Origin of the sequence: Marinobacter sp. (genome assembly GCF_033722735.1) — a bacterium.
Taxonomy (GTDB): domain Bacteria; phylum Pseudomonadota; class Gammaproteobacteria; order Pseudomonadales; family Oleiphilaceae; genus Marinobacter.
On the sequence record NZ_JAWVYN010000014.1, the window covers coordinates 32,310 to 49,069 of the forward strand.

General features: G+C 61.3%; 14 protein-coding genes. 2 read left to right on the plus strand and 12 right to left on the minus strand.

Going from position 1 to position 16,760, the window contains the following annotated elements; genetic code table 11:
- Positions 1-26: 26 nt before the first annotated feature.
- Positions 27-962: an acyltransferase gene (locus tag R3175_RS11630; RefSeq protein WP_318944447.1), complete on the plus strand. Its 936-nt coding sequence runs from the start codon at positions 27-29 to the stop codon at positions 960-962.
- A gap of 108 nt (positions 963-1,070) precedes the next feature.
- On the opposite strand, the gene R3175_RS11635 is transcribed toward R3175_RS11630, so the two are convergent.
- From R3175_RS11635 to zapE, 7 genes are all read right to left on the minus strand, one after another.
- On the minus strand, positions 1,071-1,367 hold the full coding sequence (locus R3175_RS11635) for a type II toxin-antitoxin system RelE/ParE family toxin (RefSeq protein ID WP_318944448.1): 297 nt from the start codon (positions 1,365-1,367) through the stop codon (positions 1,071-1,073).
- On the minus strand, positions 1,367-1,606 hold the full coding sequence (locus R3175_RS11640; protein ID WP_318944449.1) for a type II toxin-antitoxin system ParD family antitoxin: 240 nt from the start codon (positions 1,604-1,606) through the stop codon (positions 1,367-1,369). The genes R3175_RS11635 and R3175_RS11640 overlap by 1 nt, the downstream gene beginning before the upstream one ends.
- 108 nt (positions 1,607-1,714) lie before the next feature.
- On the minus strand, positions 1,715-4,429 hold the full coding sequence (locus R3175_RS11645; RefSeq protein WP_318944450.1) for a LuxR C-terminal-related transcriptional regulator: 2,715 nt from the start codon (positions 4,427-4,429) through the stop codon (positions 1,715-1,717).
- Positions 4,430-4,740: 311 nt separating this feature from the next.
- Positions 4,741-6,102, minus strand: coding sequence for a DUF1329 domain-containing protein (locus tag R3175_RS11650; RefSeq protein WP_318944451.1), 1,362 nt, complete (start codon positions 6,100-6,102; stop codon positions 4,741-4,743).
- Positions 6,103-6,133: 31 nt separating this feature from the next.
- The gene (locus R3175_RS11655; protein ID WP_318944452.1) at positions 6,134-7,978 is read right to left on the minus strand and encodes a DUF1302 domain-containing protein; all 1,845 of its coding nucleotides are present in this window, start codon (positions 7,976-7,978) and stop codon (positions 6,134-6,136) included.
- A gap of 321 nt (positions 7,979-8,299) precedes the next feature.
- Positions 8,300-9,481, minus strand: a complete 1,182-nt coding sequence (locus R3175_RS11660; RefSeq protein WP_318944453.1) for a thiolase family protein — start codon at positions 9,479-9,481, stop codon at positions 8,300-8,302.
- Between the two features lie 93 nt (positions 9,482-9,574).
- Positions 9,575-10,672 carry a cell division protein ZapE gene (gene zapE, locus R3175_RS11665; RefSeq protein ID WP_318944454.1) on the minus strand — a complete coding sequence of 366 codons (1,098 nt, stop codon included), beginning with the start codon at positions 10,670-10,672 and terminating at the stop codon, positions 9,575-9,577.
- Between the two features lie 467 nt (positions 10,673-11,139).
- On the opposite strand from zapE, the gene R3175_RS11670 reads away from it, so the two are divergent.
- Positions 11,140-11,577 (plus strand): YhcB family protein, encoded by a 438-nt coding sequence (locus R3175_RS11670; RefSeq protein ID WP_318944455.1) that lies wholly within the window; start codon positions 11,140-11,142, stop codon positions 11,575-11,577.
- Positions 11,578-11,656: 79 nt separating this feature from the next.
- On the opposite strand, the gene R3175_RS11675 is transcribed toward R3175_RS11670, so the two are convergent.
- From R3175_RS11675 to murA, 5 genes are read right to left on the minus strand one after another with little or no spacing between them, the layout of a single operon-like run.
- Positions 11,657-12,400 carry a Nif3-like dinuclear metal center hexameric protein gene (locus R3175_RS11675; RefSeq protein ID WP_318944456.1) on the minus strand — a complete coding sequence of 248 codons (744 nt, stop codon included), beginning with the start codon at positions 12,398-12,400 and terminating at the stop codon, positions 11,657-11,659.
- A 4-nt stretch (positions 12,401-12,404) separates the two neighbouring features.
- Complete coding sequence (hisC, locus tag R3175_RS11680) at positions 12,405-13,460, minus strand: histidinol-phosphate transaminase (protein WP_318944457.1); 1,056 nt, start codon at positions 13,458-13,460, stop codon at positions 12,405-12,407.
- Positions 13,461-13,464: 4 nt separating this feature from the next.
- On the minus strand, positions 13,465-14,781 hold the full coding sequence (gene hisD, locus R3175_RS11685) for a histidinol dehydrogenase (protein ID WP_318944458.1): 1,317 nt from the start codon (positions 14,779-14,781) through the stop codon (positions 13,465-13,467).
- A 36-nt stretch (positions 14,782-14,817) separates the two neighbouring features.
- On the minus strand, positions 14,818-15,471 hold the full coding sequence (hisG, locus tag R3175_RS11690) for an ATP phosphoribosyltransferase (protein WP_318944459.1): 654 nt from the start codon (positions 15,469-15,471) through the stop codon (positions 14,818-14,820).
- 20 nt (positions 15,472-15,491) lie between these two features.
- Positions 15,492-16,754 (minus strand): UDP-N-acetylglucosamine 1-carboxyvinyltransferase, encoded by a 1,263-nt coding sequence (murA, locus tag R3175_RS11695; protein ID WP_318944460.1) that lies wholly within the window; start codon positions 16,752-16,754, stop codon positions 15,492-15,494.
- Between the last annotated feature and the right edge of the window lie 6 nt (positions 16,755-16,760).

Below are 16,760 nucleotides of genomic sequence, written 5' to 3' on the forward strand. Positions count from 1 at the left end.
AAACACCATCTGGAGAGACCCGAAGCATGTTGAACTTCCTGCCGGCGCCCGTCAAAGGCACGATTGCGGCGCTGCTTATCCTACTGAACACCCTGTGCCTGTTTCCTGTGCTGATTGTCTTCGCCCTGATCAAGCTGATTCTGCCCTTTGACGGCGTACGCAAGGCCTGCACGGTCGTGCTCAACAACATCGCCTACATCTGGATCGGCTTCAACAACCTGGTGGGCGACGTGCTGCACAAGGTGGAATGGGACATTCGCGGCCTCGAGGGGCTGCGGCGGGATCATTGGTATTTTGTCACCTGCAATCACCAGAGCTGGGCGGACATTCCCGCCATCCAATACGCCCTGAACAGCCAGATCCCCCTGCTCAAGTTCTTCCTCAAGAAGGAACTGATCTGGGTCCCCTTGCTGGGCATCGCCTGGTGGGCGCTGGACTTCCCGTTCATGCGTCGCTACACCCGGGAGCAAATCGCCAAGCGTCCGGAGCTCAAGGGCAAGGACCTGGAGACCACGCGCCAGGCCTGCGAGAAATTTCACTACACCCCGGTCACGGTGTTCAACTTTATGGAAGGGACCCGGCTGACCCCGGCCAAACACGCAGCCCAGCAGTCCCCCTACCGCAACCTGCTCAAACCCCGGGCCGGTGGCACCGCGTTCGTGCTGGGGGCGATGGGCGAAACCCTCCACACCATGCTGGATGTCACCATCGTTTACCCGGAGGGTCGGTCCGGCTTTTGGGATTACCTATGCGGCCGCATCAAGCGCATCGTCATCGACATCCGCACCCTGGAAATTCCGCACCAGTTCCTGGGCATGGACTACCAGAACGACAAGGACATCCAGCAAGCGTTCCAGGCCTGGGTCAGCGAACTGTGGGCCCATAAGGACGCCCTGATCGAGCAGCTCAAGCAGCCGGTGGACGAGCCTGTCAACGCGGATCAGGTGCCGGAGGCGTCCTGATTCCGCTCCACCCGGGGACAGATTTCAGAGCTGTCCCCTAATCCAAGCTCCTTATGCGGCTCTGCAATCTACCGAGAACGGCGATAACTGAGGGCCACGCATTAGGTCTTAAATCAGATACACCTCAGGTAACATGCCTTTGTGCAGGATACGGATAATCTCAACAATTTCCTTGTTGTTTAGCCGATAAAAGATGATGTGGCTTCCCTGAGGGTATTGTCTGTACCCTGGGCGTAGTTCGTCGCAGGGCTGCCCCAGGTTCGGATTTCCACCCAAAAGGTGAAAGCACTGATCGAACTGAAGAATGTAATGGTTTCGTTGATCCCTGCCCCATTCACGCTCCGTGTATGCTGCAATAGACTTGAGGTCAGCTTTGGCCTTCCTGGAAAGCTTAAAATATGGCATCAGCGCCCTTCGTTATCCAGCTCTCGTATAAATGAGTCGTAAGAGTAGTCTTCAAAACCACTATCTTCGCCTTCCTTGAGCTGTTTGCGAAGTGTGTTCAGGCGGGTTTCAGACTCTTCAAGCAGACGCAGTCCTGCACGGACGACCTCGCTAGTTGAGCTGTATCGGCCATTTTTGATCTGTTCTGCAATGAACGCATCAAAATGCTGGCCTAAAGTGATGCTGGTGTTCTTTTGCATGGCCCCACCTCCTTTATACCAATAATTGGTATAGTCTGATCCCGATAGCATAATAATTCAATCCACACGACAAGTGCGCCAGTGAGGACGAACCGCAACGCATTTCGGCTATAACACCCCCAATTCCCTCGCCCGGACAATCGCCTGGGTGCGGGATTTGACGCCGAGCTTGGCGTTGATCCGCCGCGCGTGGGTTTTCACGGTGTGCAGGGAGATGTGCAGCCGGTCGGCGATGTCCTGGTTGGACAGCCCCTGGGCGATGAGCTCAAGCACGCCAAATTCCCGGTCGCTGATGGGTTCGGGCAGGTCAGTGGCCCGGTGTTCCGACACCGGCTCGACCGCCAGGCCAAAGAGTTCCCGCAGGGAATCCCGCAGCGGCGAACGCCCCGTCCCCGCCAGTCCCTGGGTTACCAGTTCCCGAATCTCGCCCTTCAGCTCCAGGAACGGGCTGATGTAGTGTTCCGGTTCCGCCATCTCGATCACCTGCTTGAGCTTGTCAAACGCCCGGGCCTTGTCGCCCTGGCGGAAACAGGCGGCCGCCTTGAGCAGGTTCAGGTGCAACAGGTGACCAAAATGGGTGTTGCCATCGGTATGGTTTGCAAGCGCGGCCAGCAATCGCTCACGGACCTCACCCACACGCTTTTCGGCGAGAGCCAAGCGCACGTCCAGGGCATCAAGCAGGCCCGGCATCATCGGAAACAGCTCCAGCACCCGGTGCTGATTGCGATAGGGGGCCAGCTTTGCCATGGAATGAGTCGCGCTCTCCCGCTGTCCCTTGGCGAGCCAGCAACTGATCTTCAGCGCTTCCAGTACCGGGACAAACACGGCGTCGTCCACCTGCCAGGCGTGCATGGTACGCTCGGCCACGCCTATCCAGGCAAACGCCTCATCCAGGCGATCCTGGGACTTGCAGATCAATACCCGCAGTGCCAGCGCCAGCAACAGGGCCAGATCCCGGGCCTGATCCGCCTGGCGGATGATCCGGGTCAGCAGCCGGTCGGCTTCGGCAATTCGCCCCCGGTGCCACAGCACCAGGGCCAGGTTGATCATCAACCGCCCTTCCCCCACCCGGGGCGGGCGCACCGGTTCACTCACCGCGGTATCCAGCCCGGTACGCAGCAGTTGCTCGGCGTGTTTCAATGACCCTTTGGCCAATTCAATGCGGGCGTGGGCGTAAACGGTCAGGATTTCCGACCCCGCATCTCCTGCTTCCCGGGCCAGCCGGGCGGCCTCCCGGTTGGCAGCCCGCGCTTCGGCGAAGCGCCCCAAAGCACAAAGCGCCCCGGATTTCACCAGCAGCGTCACCAGCCTGCCGTGACCGGACAGCTCGTCAGAGTCAAGTGCTGCACTCGCCTCCGCCAGCGCCGCCTGGACCTCACCCTCGCCGCTGAGCAGGAACGCCTTGAGGGCACTGATCCGCCCCCTCAATGCCTGTTGTTCGGCGGCGGCGAGCCCGTCGAGTAGGCTACGGGCCTCCTGGAACTGCCCGCCGATGGCGTGAACCCAGCTGTAGACGACCCGGAGCCGGGGGCTACGCTGAATCAATCCCACCGGAAGCGATTTACGCAAGGTCAACAGTGACGCGGTATCCTGGCTGATCAGGAGGTCCTCAGACCCCTCGGACGCAACGCCAATGGCTCGCTCCGTGTCGTGGCACATCAGGGCATAGCGCAGGGCTTCGGTAAACTGCCCCTGCCGGCTGAACCAGTCACTGGCCAGGGTGGCCCGGGCTTCACGCCCATCGGCAGGAGCGCTCAGCAGCCATTCCCTTACCAGGGGAAGGACCCGGAACCAACGTCCACGATTGGGCACACACAGGATCGGCAGCCCAGCCAGGGCGGCCTTCGAGGGAACCAGGTGAGGGTCACATTTGCCGTCGGCAATCGCCTGAAACAATTCGTCCGAGACCACTTCCATTTCGGACATCACCATCAGTGACCGCCGCTGGGCCGGGCTCAGTGTTGCAAAGACGGTTCCACTCAGGAAAGCCACCACACTGCGCGCCTCCTGGATGGGAAGGCGGGATTCGCCGTGGGTTTCAATCTCCAGCCGGTACAGGGCCAAGGGGGTCAACCATCCCTCGGTCAGACTGTAGAGCTGCTCCACCGCTACCTGGGTGACCAGGTCGCGGTCCAGCAGGGGCTGAAAAAACGCCAGTGTCTCCTCCCGGGTGAGAGCCAGGTGCTCACTGGTGAGTCGACTGAAGCGTCCATCCAGTTCGTAGGCATGGGTTTCAAACGGCAAGGCCTGGCGGGACGTCATCGCCAGGGACAGGGAGTCAGGCAGCTGGTCCAGCAGACGGCTCACCAGCGCAATGGCCACGGAGCTGGTGAGTTGGTCCAGGCCATCGAGAACCAACACCCTGGGTGAAGTGGCGGATTCACCGCCCGCGTACTGCACGAGCAACATGTCCAGGGCATCCACCAACTGCCCGCTTTCCATGGACAGCTGCAGCGATTCGGACTCGCCGTCACAACGCAATGCCACATGGAGTAACGCCAACAGGCGAACGGGATCGTTGTCCCGCTCGCTCAGGTTTACCCAACTGACCTGGAGACTGGCGGCCTCGTCCTCACTCAGCGCCGCAGCCAACTCGCAGGTCTTGCCGTACCCGGAGGGGGCCTCAAGGTGAAGGATGCCACCGGGCGCCACCGCCCTGCGTAACTGGGTGAGCAGTTCGTGTCTGCGAAAATGCCCCGCAACCGGCCGCGGCATCTGCACCCGGTTCCGGAGTAGGTCCATGACAAGCCGACCTGGCTTGCGCTCGCGGGCCCCGGCCAGGCCCTCATCGTTAGCCGCCGCATGACTGTCAAACGCGTTCACAAGTTGCCCCGTCGTTTACGCCAAATCCGGAGTCACTCTTTGGTGTCCAGGCGGGCGTCGAAGTGTTGATCAGGAGGATGACCTCAGAGTGGCGACCGGCTTCGGGTACGCCTTTAGTATGATTGCGGGCAAGATTAAACCAGAAAAGGCCCAAACTGCAAAATCTTTGACAGGTAAACCACCGCCAACACGACAAATATCAAGCGCTCAAGCCGCCCCCATGACGGTGCTCCACTCCGCGCGCGCCACGCCGGACATAAAAAAAGCAGGCCCGGAGGCCTGCTTTCTCTGACTGCCGTTTCGATAACGACTTAGCGGGTACCCGCCCGACGCAGTGCGGAGGGGGTGTACTCACGGGAGGAACGCTCAACACCAAAGGTGTAGGGATTAGACTCCTCATTGGTCAGACCCAGTGCCAGGTAACGACCGGACAGCAGGTCGTACAGTACTTCAATGGCGTACCAGGGCACCTGCTGGTCGTAGAAGTACATGTTGTGGGCTTCGGCCACACGCCACAGCTCGCCACGGCCGTCGTAGTGATCAATCACCGAGGCCTGCCAGCTGTCTTCGTCGATGTAGAAGTCGCGCTGGGCATAGATGTGGCGTTCGCCTTCCTTGAGGGTAGCGCGCACATGCCACACACGGTGCAACTCGTATCGGGTCAGCTCCTGGTTGATGTGGCCCGCCTTGATGATGTCATCGTAGGAGAGGTCACGGTCCACCAGCTGGTAGGAGTTGTACGGAATGTACATTTCCTTCTTGCCCACCAGCTCCCAGTCGTAGCGGTCGGGAGCCCCGTTGTACATGTCGAAGTTGTCGGAGGTCCGCATACCATCCGAGGCGGTACCCGGACCGTCATAGGCCACCTGCGGCGCACGACGTACCCGACGCTGACCGGCGTTGTAAACCCAGGCACGACGGGGTTCCGCCACTTGGTCGATGGTTTCGTGAACCAGCAGCACGTTACCCGCCAGACGGGCCGGAGCGGTGATGGCCTGCTTGAAGTAGAACAGCACGTTGGCATCTTCCTCGGGATCGTAATCCGTCAGGAAGGCCCGCCAGGTCAGCTCATCCTGGAACTTCACCACGCTGTAGGCACCGTTCTCCTGCGGCGTCACCTGGCCGACATTACGGGCAACCGACCCACCCCGATAACGGGTGATGTGATTCCAGATGACCTCCAAGCCGTTCTGGGGAATCGGGAACGGCGTGGCGTTCTGGTAGTTCCCCAGACCATTACCGCCTTTGATCAACTCCACCTTGGTGGCGTTCTCGATGGTTTCCTGCTCAATGTCATCCGGGTACGCGGCGGTACGGTGAGTCGGATACACCGGGATCACGTAATCGCTGTACTTGTTGATCATCGCCACCTGTCCTGCGGACAGCCGGTCGGCGTATTCGCTGACGTTGCTCTGATCAATGGTGAACAGCGGTTGCTCATTGGGGAACGGGTCCACGTAGATGCCGTCACCCTTGTAGCCTGCCGGAATCTGGTCCAGGCCGCCGTCCCACGCCGGGATTTCATCGCCATTGCCGGCCTTCTCGGCCCCGATCGGCGTCAGGGTATCGCCCAGCTTGGCGGCTTCCGCTGCAGACACCGCGCCATAGGCGTTGCTCGCCATCAGTGACGCTGTGAGAACACCTGTAGCCAGAACTTTCTTAGTCAATCTCATTTAAGTTACCTCGTTAACGAATTCGGGCCGATCAAAACGCGTAAGACACGCTCGCGCTCACAAAATCACGGTCGGTTTTCTCGTTATACGGTTTGCCGCCGAAAAAGTTTGTGTAACCAATCGTTCCTGTGTACTGGTTTTGGTAGGTACCGGTCAACGAGAGGCCAATCGCCTTGCTGCCTTCGTTAAAGTTGCCACCCGGCTGCGGGGCATAACCTTTGACGTCGTGGCTCCAGGCCAGCTGTGGTTGGAGGTTGATGCCGGCAAAGGCGTTGGTGTAATCCCAGACGAAGCGAGCCCGGTAGCCCCAGGAGAACGAGGTTGTAAAGCCGTCGTTGGTGCAGTAGCTGTCATTGATGTTGAGTGCTTCACATCCGCCGCCTTCACGAACGCCAACACCGAAGGTACCGGACCGGCCGTAGCGCGCTTCGTCGAGTTCTGGCAGGTCATGCACATAGGTAGCACCGGCTTCTGCGATAAACGACAGACGGCTGGCACCCATCACCTGGTCGAAGAACTTGATCAGGGTGAACTGGGCCTGGGAAACCTTGAAGCGATCCCAGCCCTGAACTTCCTGGCCGGAGAGTGCGCCGCCGCCGATGGGGGCACCCGCCTCCTGCTCGCGCTGCACCTGCAGCAGGCTGGCCGGATCGCCGGTAACCGGATTGACTTGCTGGAGGCCGCCCAGAATCAGCTCAAAGGCGTTCCACTGCAGCGGCAGGTTGTCGCGGAAGCTGTATTCGGCACCCAGGGACCAGCCACCGGGGGTGGTGGTGTTCACGCTGATACCGTAGAGGTTGATGTTTTCCGGGTACTCGATGAAGTAGGACGGAAACGCCACGCCGTTGTCGGGATCGTTGACCACGCCACTGACGTACGGCAGCCGGCTGTTGTACTTGATGTAATAGAAACCGAATTCGGAATCGTTCAGCTCGGGCACGTACCAGCGCATCGCCACCCCGAACTGGTCTTTTTCGTCCGGCTCCTGGTCGCCGACGCGAGGCGCAATCAGTTCGTTGGCGAAGGCAATCGAGTCTGGCAGTTGACCGGCCAGCAGAACCGGTCCACAACCGTCGGCGGCAAAATCGTTGGTGGAGAAGAAGGTGCCGCAATCATCCGGACGCACTGGCTCCCAGTCGGTCTGGACAAAGGTCTCGAAGGTGATGTTCTCGGTCACACCGGCAGACATGTACAGCATTTCCACCGGCAGCAGGGCTTCCTTGAGCTGGGAGCCCGGTGCCCGGAACGCCTGGACGTCGATCGGGTTAATGGTATTGATGCCGCCCTGGATAAAGGTGCTCTCACCCCAGCTGACCACCTGGTTACCGTAACGTACGCTCAAGGGGATGTTGCCCAGGTACCAGTCGGAGAACACGTAGGCGTCGAGAAATTCGGCGCCGGAGGCGTTGTCCTTGGCCTCGTCGTTCAGCTCCCGGCGTTGACCCACGTCGTCCTCGGCCCGCATCTCGTCCTTCAGCTCAAAATCGTACCAGTAACGACCACGAACGAAGCCGCCGACGCGAGTCAGGTAATCACTGTTGACGTCGTAACTGAGGAACAGCTCACTGGTGCCCTTAACGATCTTGGAGACGGTGTCACCCTTATCGAAGTTGAGGTTACCGTCGTCGTAGTTGTTGGTGGAGGCGCCCTCGGTGGTATTGGCGAATTCCGGTCCCAGGTTACCCTGGGCAATCAACCGCCTGTCACGGTCTTCGGTACGCCAGGTCGCACCCGCGGAGAGGGTGGTATCAAAAGAGGCTTCCACGTCCCCAACATAGAATGAAAATGCTGACGCCTGACCGGACATGCCAGCTGCAACAGCCACCGCCAAAGGAAGTTTGGCCCAGGTCTGCCGTTGATGAGTTTTTCTTGTCATTGGAAGGCTACTCCATTGTTGTTCTGAGTCGCGACTTTGTTTTCAGTGCTCTCGGATTATTTTTGGTCACGAGAGTCGAGGCTTCACGCACAGCGCTCGTGATGTTCGCACTATAGCTAACGGGGACAGACGCTTTGATCAGTCAAAAGTATGATTTTCCGCTGGTTCCCTCACCCGAGACACTATAGACAACAATCCGCGAGGCAACCAGCGGGGCGCTGCGATCCCGCCCTTGCCCCCTTTGTTCCGCAAGCCCACAAAAAAAAGGGTGTAGCGGTTTCACCCGCTACACCCTTTTCGCCTCAACGCTCGGACGCCGGCTTACAGCAGTTCGATCGCCATGGCGGTGGCTTCACCGCCACCGATACACAGTGACGCCACGCCCTTCTTCTTGCCATAACGCAGCAGCGCGTGCATCAGAGTCACCAGCAGGCGGGAACCGGTGGAGCCGACCGGGTGGCCCTGGGCACAGGCGCCGCCGTGGACGTTGACCCTGTCCGGATCCAGGCCCAGCTCACGAATCGGCATCATGGCGACCATGGCAAAGGCCTCGTTGATCTCGTACAGGTCCACCTCGTCCTTGCTCCAGCCGGTCTTTTCGAACAGCTTGTTGATCGCGCCCACCGGCGCGCAGGTAAACTCGGACGGGTGCTGGGAATGGGTGCTGTGGCCGACAATCCGGGCCAGCGGCTTGAGGCCGCGGCGCTCGGCTTCCGCTTCGCTCATCAACACCAGCGCGGAAGAACCGTCGGAAATGGAAGAGGCATTGGCCGCGGTCACCGTACCGTCCTTGCTGAACGCCGGACGCAGGGTCGGAATCTTGTCCAGGTTGGCGGTCAGCGGCTGTTCATCCTCCTCCACCACGGTCTCGCCCTTGCGGGTTTTGACGGTTACCGGAACAATCTCGTCTTTCAGCAGCCCTTCCTTGATGGCGCTCTGGGCGCGCTTCAGGGAATTGATGGCGTAGTTGTCCATGTCTTCCCGGGTGTAGCCCTTCTTGTCCGCCATATCCTGGGCAAAGGCCCCCATCAGGCGACCGGTCTCGGCGTCTTCCAGGCCATCCAGGAACATGTGATCCTGGGCGGTGTCCCCGGCCCCCATGCGGTAACCCTTACGGGCGTTCAACAGCAGATAGGGCGCGTTGGACATGCTCTCGAAGCCTCCGGCCACCATGATGTCGTTGGTGCCGGCCATGATCAGGTCGTGGGCCAACATGGTGGCTTTCATGCCGGAGCCGCACAGTTTGTTGATGGTGGTGGCTCCGGTGCTGTCCGGCAGTCCCGCCTTGCGCATCACCTGGCGCGCCGGGCCCTGCTTCAAACCGGCGGGCAGCACGTTGCCGAGGATGATTTCCTGAACGTCGGACGCCTCGATGTTAGCGCGACGCACCGCCTCAGCGACACTGGTGGCACCCAGATCAATGGCGGAAACGGCACTCAGGCTACCCTGAAAACCACCCATCGGCGTACGCACGCCGCTGACAATGACTACGTTGTTGCTCATGATTCAATGGACCTCTTGGCTAAGTTAACCGTCCGGCCTGCCATAAACCGGCGGCAATGTCTGTCGCGTTTTTTTATGGGACTACCTGCCACCCTAGGGCTTATGGGGCGCTTCCAGGTACTCGTGGGACTGCATCTCCAGCAGTCGGGATTCGGTGCGTTCAAACTCGAAACTGAGGCGCCCGCCGGCGTAAAGCTCGGTAATCGGCGCTGCCGCCGACATGATCACCTTCACGTTCCGGTCATAGAACTCATCGATCATGTTGATGAAGCGGCGCGCCTGGTCGTCCTTGTCTCCCCCCAGCACCGGCACGTTGCTGATGATGATGGCGTGAAACTCCCGCGCCAGTTCGATGTAGTCGTTCTGACTGCGGGGGCCGTCACACAGTTCCTCGAAGTCGAACCAGACCACGTCGTCGGCATGACGGAGGGCCCGCAGTTTGCGGCCGTTGACCTCCAGCTCCAGGGTGTGGCTGCCCGCTTCCAGGGCCAAGCCTTCGTAGCTACGAGCCAGGCTGTCGTTGGCCCCGGCGTCCAGTGGCGTATGGTACAGCTCGGCCTGTTCCAGGGTACGCAGTCGATAGTCCACCCCGCCATCCACGTTGACGACGTCGGTGTACCTTTTGACCAGCTCGATCGCCGGCAGGAACCGGGCCCGCTGCAGACCGTCCTTGTACAGCCCGTCCGGCACGATGTTGGAGGTGCACACCAGCGTCACACCGCGACTGAACAGGCCATCCATCAGGGTGGCGAGGATCATGGCGTCGCCGATGTCTGAGACGAAGAACTCGTCGAAACAGATGACGCAGGTCTCGTCGGCGAAACGCTTGGACACGATCTCCAGCGGGTTCTTCTCGCCCTTGAGGGTTTTCAGTTCGTTATGCACCCGCTGCATGAAGCGGTGGAAGTGCACCCGCATCTTCCGCTCGAACGGCAGTGCCTCATAAAAGGTATCCATCAGGTAGGTCTTGCCACGACCGACACCGCCCCAGAAATAGAGCCCCTTGACCGGCTCTTGCCGTCCCTTGTTGAGCTTGCGTCGCAGCCGGACCATGGTTTTCTGGCGCTGGCTTTCAGCCGCCACCAGTTTGTCGTAGAGTGACTGCAGACGCCGAACGGCATCTTCCTGCGCCGGGTCTTTATGAAAATCAGGACGTGTCAGGTCTTGCTGGTAGCGTTCCCAAGGTGTCATCTAGGAATTCCCGAAATTGGTGACTCGTACAAAGATCGCGTGCGGCTCTGGCCGACATTGGCCCGGAGCGATTCAACCTTGCTCTGGTGATTACTGTGAGTTCGCTGCTGGCTAATCTTGTTGTGGCGCGGCTACCCGCAGGTATGTGCGGATGGTAATGTTCATCCGGTGTGGGCCGGATCGGCCCCATTCAGGCCGCCGTTCGATGGCGGCGAAAGGCCTCGAACACTCGGATGTTGGCGCTTATCGGCCGGCTATTGTCCCTGATTTTGCCTTTTTTCGCTACGGTACCCCGGGCCAGCGCAGTGGCAATACGACGATTGGCTCAGCAAATCGCCATGGGCGACAGCCCAATCCGGCGTTATACTCAGTCACAGGCGTTTCGCCGACAGAATAATAACTGCGTCTGGCACAGCCAGGCCTATTACCACCGGCGTTGGTATTCATGACAAAGGACTATGCAGCATATGACTAACCTGATTCTGGCAGCCATTGTCGCGCTCATTGCAGGCCTCTTGATAGGCGTCTTCATCGGCCGCTCGGGGCAAGGTTCCACCCTGCGCCAGCGCCGGGCCGAACAGCAGATTGACGAATTGCGCAGCGAATACACCCGCTACCAAGCCCAGGTCAATGAGCACTTCATGGAGTCGGCCCACCTGCTGCGCCGCTTCAACGATGCGTACCGCGACGTCAACCAACACATGGCCCGCGGCGCCAACCGGCTGTGCAACGACGAGGACTGGCTGGAAGAACTCGATCGCGAGGCGACCCGGGCGCGCCTGGAAGAATCCCGGGACGACGGTGTGGAACCGCCGCGGGACTATGCCCCCAAGAGCGACCCGGAGGAAAAGGGAACCCTGGCGGAGGATTTCGGGCTGTCGGCCAAATCCCAGGAGAAGGCCTGACGGTCCTGAGCGTCGGATGCGATGACACTCACCCGTCGCATCCGCCACATCGCTCACCCCATCCTAGTGGTGGCCTGCATCACACCGGGTTGTCGCAGTCGATAAACCGGTGCTCGATCCCAAAGGCCCTGGCCAACGCCTCGCCCAAGGCCTGCACTCCGTACCGCTCGGTGGCGTGGTGGCCGGCGGCAAAGTAATGGATACCACACTCGCGGGCGGTGTGCGTGGTGGGCTCGGAAATCTCCCCACTGACAAAAGCATCCAACCCGGCTGCCAGCGCCTTGGTGATGTAGCCCTGGGCCGCACCAGTGCACCAGCCGATACGGGAAATCCGCTCCGGCCCGTTGCCAACATGCAGGGGCGGCCGGTTCAACCGCCTTGCTAAATGCTCGCTAAACTCGTCGGCGGTCATGGGCTGCGGCAGCTCACCTTGCCACACCAGCCCGTCGAGCGGTACCGGGTTCTGGATGTCCAGTACGCGCGCCAACTGGCGGTTGTTGCCATAGTCGGGGTGGTCATCCAGGGGCAGGTGGTAGGCCACCAGGTTGATGTCATGTGCCAGCAGCGCCTTCAGGCGCGCTCGCTTCATCCCCCGGATTGCCTGGTCTTCCCCCTTCCAGAAGTAGCCATGGTGGACCAGCACCATTTCGGCACCCTGCTCGATGGCCCCGTCGACCAGCGCCTGGGAAGCCGTCACACCGGTCACGATGCGGTTCACCTCGGCAGTGCCCTCCACCTGCAGGCCATTGGGGCAGTAATCCTGGAAGTTCTCCAGTGAGAGCCAGTCGTTCAGGGCTCGCATGATGTCGTTGCGGGCGGCCATGACGTTACAACACCTCCCGCAACGCACTCAGTAAAGCGTCGTTCTGCTCTACCGCGCCGATGGTGATGCGCAGGAACTCGCTGATGCGTGGCTTGTTGAAATGGCGGACGATCACGTTCCGGGCCCGTAAAGCCTGGGCCAAATCCGCCCCGGCATGACCGGGATGACGGGCAAAGACAAAGTTGGCCCGGGAGGGCAGGACTTCGAAGCCCAGCTCGGCAAGCCCCTCGGCCACCCGCTCCCGCTCGGCCATCACCGCGTCGCAGGTTTCCCGGAAATAGGCCTCGTCCTCGAAGGCGGCCACGGCACCGGCCTGCGCCACCCGGTCCAGCGGGTAGGAGTTGAAGCTGTTCTTCACCCGCTGCAGGGCTTCAATCAGGTCGGGGTGCCCCACGGCAAAGCCCACCCGCATGCCGGCCAGCGAACGGGACTTGGACAGGGTCTGGGTCACCAGCAGATTGGGGAAACGGTCCACCAGGGCGATGGCGGTCTCGCCACCGAAATCCACGTAGGCTTCGTCGATCACCACCACCCGCTCGGGATTGGCCGCCACCAACTCCTCCACCTGCGCCAGCGGCAGATAGAGGCCGGTGGGGGCATTCGGGTTGGGGAAAATGATGCCACCGTTGGGGCCACGGTAATCCGCCGGGTCGATCTGGAACTCGTCAGTCAACGGAACGGTGCGGCTCTCGATGTTATACAGGCCGCAGTACACCGGATAGAAACTGTAACTGATGTCCGGGAACAGCACCGGCTCGCCGTGCTGAAACAGGCCATAGAAGATGTGCGCCAGCACCTCGTCCGAGCCATTGCCCACGAAGACCTGATCGGTCTGGACCTGGTAATAGTCGGCGATAGTCTGCTTGAGCAGCTCGGATTCCGGATCCGGATAGAGCCTCAGGCTCTCGCCCACCGCCGCCTGCATGGCCGCCACGGCCCGGGGAGACGGCGGAAAGGGATTCTCATTGGTGTTGAGTTTCACCAGGTTCTCAACCTTTGGCTGCTCGCCCGGCACATAGGGCACCAGCCCTGCCACCAGCGGGCTCCAGAACTTGCTCATGACCTTACTCCCCGTCCGGCTTGATGCGATATTCGGCGGACCGGGCGTGGGCCGTCAGGCCTTCGCCGCGAGCCAATACCGACGCCACCTTGCCCATGTCGCTGGCCCCCGCCGCGGAGAAGCCGATGATGGACGACCGCTTCTGGAAGTCATACACCCCCAGCGGCGACGAGAAGCGCGCGGTGCCCGAGGTGGGCAGCACGTGATTGGGACCGGCACAGTAATCGCCCAGAGCCTCGGCGGTGTAGCGCCCCATGAAGATGGCCCCGGCGTGACGGATCTCCGCCACCAGCGCCTGGGGATCTTCCACCGACAGCTCCAGGTGCTCGGGGGCGATGCGGTTGCTTACCCGTGCCGCCTCGGAGAGGTCAGCCACCTCAATCAGCGCCGCCCGGCTGCCGAGGGAGGTGGCGATGATGTCCGCCCGTTCCATGGTGGGGAGCAGCTTGCGGATGCTGGCTTCCACCCGGTCCAGGTAGTCGGCGTCGGGACAGATCAGGATCGATTGGGCCTGCTCGTCGTGTTCGGCCTGGGAGAACAGGTCCATGGCAATCCAGTCCGGATCGGTCTTGCCGTCGCAGATCACCAGGATTTCCGAGGGGCCGGCGATCATGTCGATACCCACGGTGCCGAACACTTCCCGCTTGGCGGTAGCGACGAAGATGTTGCCCGGACCGACAATCTTGTCCACCTGGGGCACCGTGTCCGTGCCATAGGCCAGCGCACCCACCGCCTGGGCACCGCCAATGGTGAACACCCGATCGACACCGGCAATGGCCGCGGCGGCCAGCACCATGTCGTTCACCACACCGGCCGGCGTCGGCACCACCATGATCACCTCACCGACCCCGGCCACCTTGGCGGGGATGGCGTTCATCAGTACCGACGACGGGTACGCGGCCTTCCCGCCAGGCACATACAGACCGGCACGGTCCAGCGGCGTCACCTTCTGGCCAAGCACGGTGCCATCGGCTTCCTGGTACTGCCAGGAGTCCTGCTTTTGGCGCTCGTGGTAATCCCGCACCCGCTGTGCGGCCTGCTCCAGCGCCAGCCGCTGGTCCTGGGGGATCGCTTCCAGCGCCTGCTGCAGGCGTTCGCCGGAGATTTCCAGCTCTGCGAGCGAGCTGGCGTCAACCTGATCAAATCTGGCGGTGAACTCGAGGACGGCGGCGTCGCCCCGCGTGCGCACCTCATGCAGGATATGACGAACCGACTCATTTACCTGATGATCGACACTGTCGTCCCAGGCCAGTAGCTGGGAAAGCGCGGCGTCGAAATCCGCCTGGCGGGCTGACAATCGGGTAATGGCGAGTTCGGTCATGGTATCGTCCTGCACACAGGAATGAATGTTTTTCAGTTAAGCGGTTGCGGCAACACGGCGCTGCGCCACGGCAGCGCCCATCTTCTCGATGATGGGGTGGAGCTTCGCGTGCTTGATCTTCATGGAGGCTCGGTTGGCCACCAGGCGGGTGCTGATGTGCTCAATCAGTTCCCGGGGTTCCAGCCCATTGGCCTTGAGGGTGTTGCCGGTATCGACGATGTCGACGATCTCATCCGCCAGCCCGAGGATTGGGGCCAGTTCCATGGCGCCGTACAGCTTGATGATGTCGGCCTGGCGCCCCTGGGCGGAATAGTAGCGGCGCGCCAGGTTGACGAACTTGGTGGCCACCCGCAATCGTCCCTGCGGAGGCGTCTGCCCCTTGGGACCGGCGGTCATCAGCCGGCAACGGGAAATGTTCAGGTCCAGGGGCTCGTACAGTCCCTCGCCCCCGTGCTCCATCAGCACGTCCTTACCGGTGACCCCCAGGTCGGCACCGCCATACTGCACGTAGGTGGGTACGTCCGTGGCACGGATGATCAGCACCCGTACGTCGGGATCGGTGGTGGGAAACACCAGCTTGCGCGACTTCTCGACATCGTCGATCAGCTCGATCCCCGCCTCCTTCAGCAATGGCAGGGTTTCCTTGAGGATTCGCCCCTTCGACAGTGCGATCGTGATGGTATCAGTCATGAGCCTTTCCGCTTGATTGGTCACGCCGGCAGCCGGCGGATGCTGCCACCGAGCAGCTGCAATTTCTCTTCGATGCACTCGTAACCACGGTCGATGTGGTAGATGCGATCCACGACGGTATCGCCGTCGGCCACCAGGCCGGCGATGACCAGGCTGGCAGACGCCCGCAAATCGGTCGCCATCACCGGAGCGCCGGTGAGCTGGTCCACTCCCTTGATGATGGCAGCGTTGCCTTCCAGGGTCACATCCGCGCCCATTCGGATCAGTTCCTGCAGGTGCATGAAGCGGTTTTCGAACACCGTTTCGACGATGGTACCGGTGCCTTCCGCCACGGTGTTCATGGCCGCGAACTGGGCCTGCATGTCGGTGGGAAACGCTGGGTAAGGCGCGGTACGCAGACTGACCGCCCGGGGACGGTTACCTTTCATATCCAGCTCGATCCAGTCCTTGCCGGTACCGATGTGCGCCCCGGCCTCTTCCAGCTTGAGCAACACCGCTTCCAGCAGGTCTTCCCGGGTATCCTTGAGTTTTACCCGACCGCCGGTGGCGGCTGCCGCAACCAGGTAAGTGCCGGTCTCCACCCGGTCCGGGAGCACGTCGTAGTGACAGCCGTGCAGGCGCTCCACGCCGTGGATCTCGATGGTGGCGGTGCCATGGCCCCGGATGTCGGCGCCCATGGCAATCAGGCACTCGGCCAGATCCACCACTTCCGGCTCGCGGGCGGCGTTCTCCAGGATGGTCTTGCCCTCCGCCAGCGCCGCCGCCATCAGCAGGTTCTCGGTACCGGTCACCGTCACGGTATCCATGAAGATGTGCGCGCCCTTGAGGCGGCCGTTGGACTTGGCCTTGATGTAGCCATTCTCCACTTTCACATCGGCGCCCATCTGTTGCAGGCCGTGGATGTGCAGGTTAACCGGCCGGCTGCCGATGGCACAGCCACCGGGCAGGGACACTTCCGCTTCGCCGAAGTGGGCCACCAGGGGGCCCAGCACCAGGATCGACGCACGCATGGTCTTGACCAGCTCGTAGGGGGCGTGGAAGTGCTTGATGGTGTTGGCGTGCACCTCAACGCTCATCTTCTCGTCGATCATCAGCTCCACGCCCATGCGGCCGAGCAGCTCGATCATGGTGGTGATGTCATTCAGGTGCGGCAGGTTGCCCACCGTCACCGGCTCGTCCGCCAGCAGCGTGGCGGCCAAAATCGGCAATGCGGAGTTCTTGGCGCCAGAAATGCGAATTTCGCCGTCGAGCGGCTTGCGGCCACGAATCAGAAGTTTGTCCACAATTGT

Coding starts and splice junctions, on each gene's coding strand:
- R3175_RS11630 (WP_318944447.1), top strand. CDS start 27: ATGTTGAACTTCCTGCCGGCGCCCGTCAAAGGCACGATTGCGGCGCTG.
- R3175_RS11635 (WP_318944448.1), bottom strand. CDS start 1,367: ATGCCATATTTTAAGCTTTCCAGGAAGGCCAAAGCTGACCTCAAGTCT.
- R3175_RS11640 (WP_318944449.1), bottom strand. CDS start 1,606: ATGCAAAAGAACACCAGCATCACTTTAGGCCAGCATTTTGATGCGTTC.
- R3175_RS11650 (WP_318944451.1), bottom strand. CDS start 6,102: ATGAGATTGACTAAGAAAGTTCTGGCTACAGGTGTTCTCACAGCGTCA.
- R3175_RS11655 (WP_318944452.1), bottom strand. CDS start 7,978: ATGACAAGAAAAACTCATCAACGGCAGACCTGGGCCAAACTTCCTTTG.
- R3175_RS11660 (WP_318944453.1), bottom strand. CDS start 9,481: ATGAGCAACAACGTAGTCATTGTCAGCGGCGTGCGTACGCCGATGGGT.
- zapE (WP_318944454.1), bottom strand. CDS start 10,672: ATGACACCTTGGGAACGCTACCAGCAAGACCTGACACGTCCTGATTTT.
- R3175_RS11670 (WP_318944455.1), top strand. CDS start 11,140: ATGACTAACCTGATTCTGGCAGCCATTGTCGCGCTCATTGCAGGCCTC.
- R3175_RS11675 (WP_318944456.1), bottom strand. CDS start 12,400: ATGGCCGCCCGCAACGACATCATGCGAGCCCTGAACGACTGGCTCTCA.
- hisC (WP_318944457.1), bottom strand. CDS start 13,460: ATGAGCAAGTTCTGGAGCCCGCTGGTGGCAGGGCTGGTGCCCTATGTG.
- hisD (WP_318944458.1), bottom strand. CDS start 14,781: ATGACCGAACTCGCCATTACCCGATTGTCAGCCCGCCAGGCGGATTTC.
- hisG (WP_318944459.1), bottom strand. CDS start 15,471: ATGACTGATACCATCACGATCGCACTGTCGAAGGGGCGAATCCTCAAG.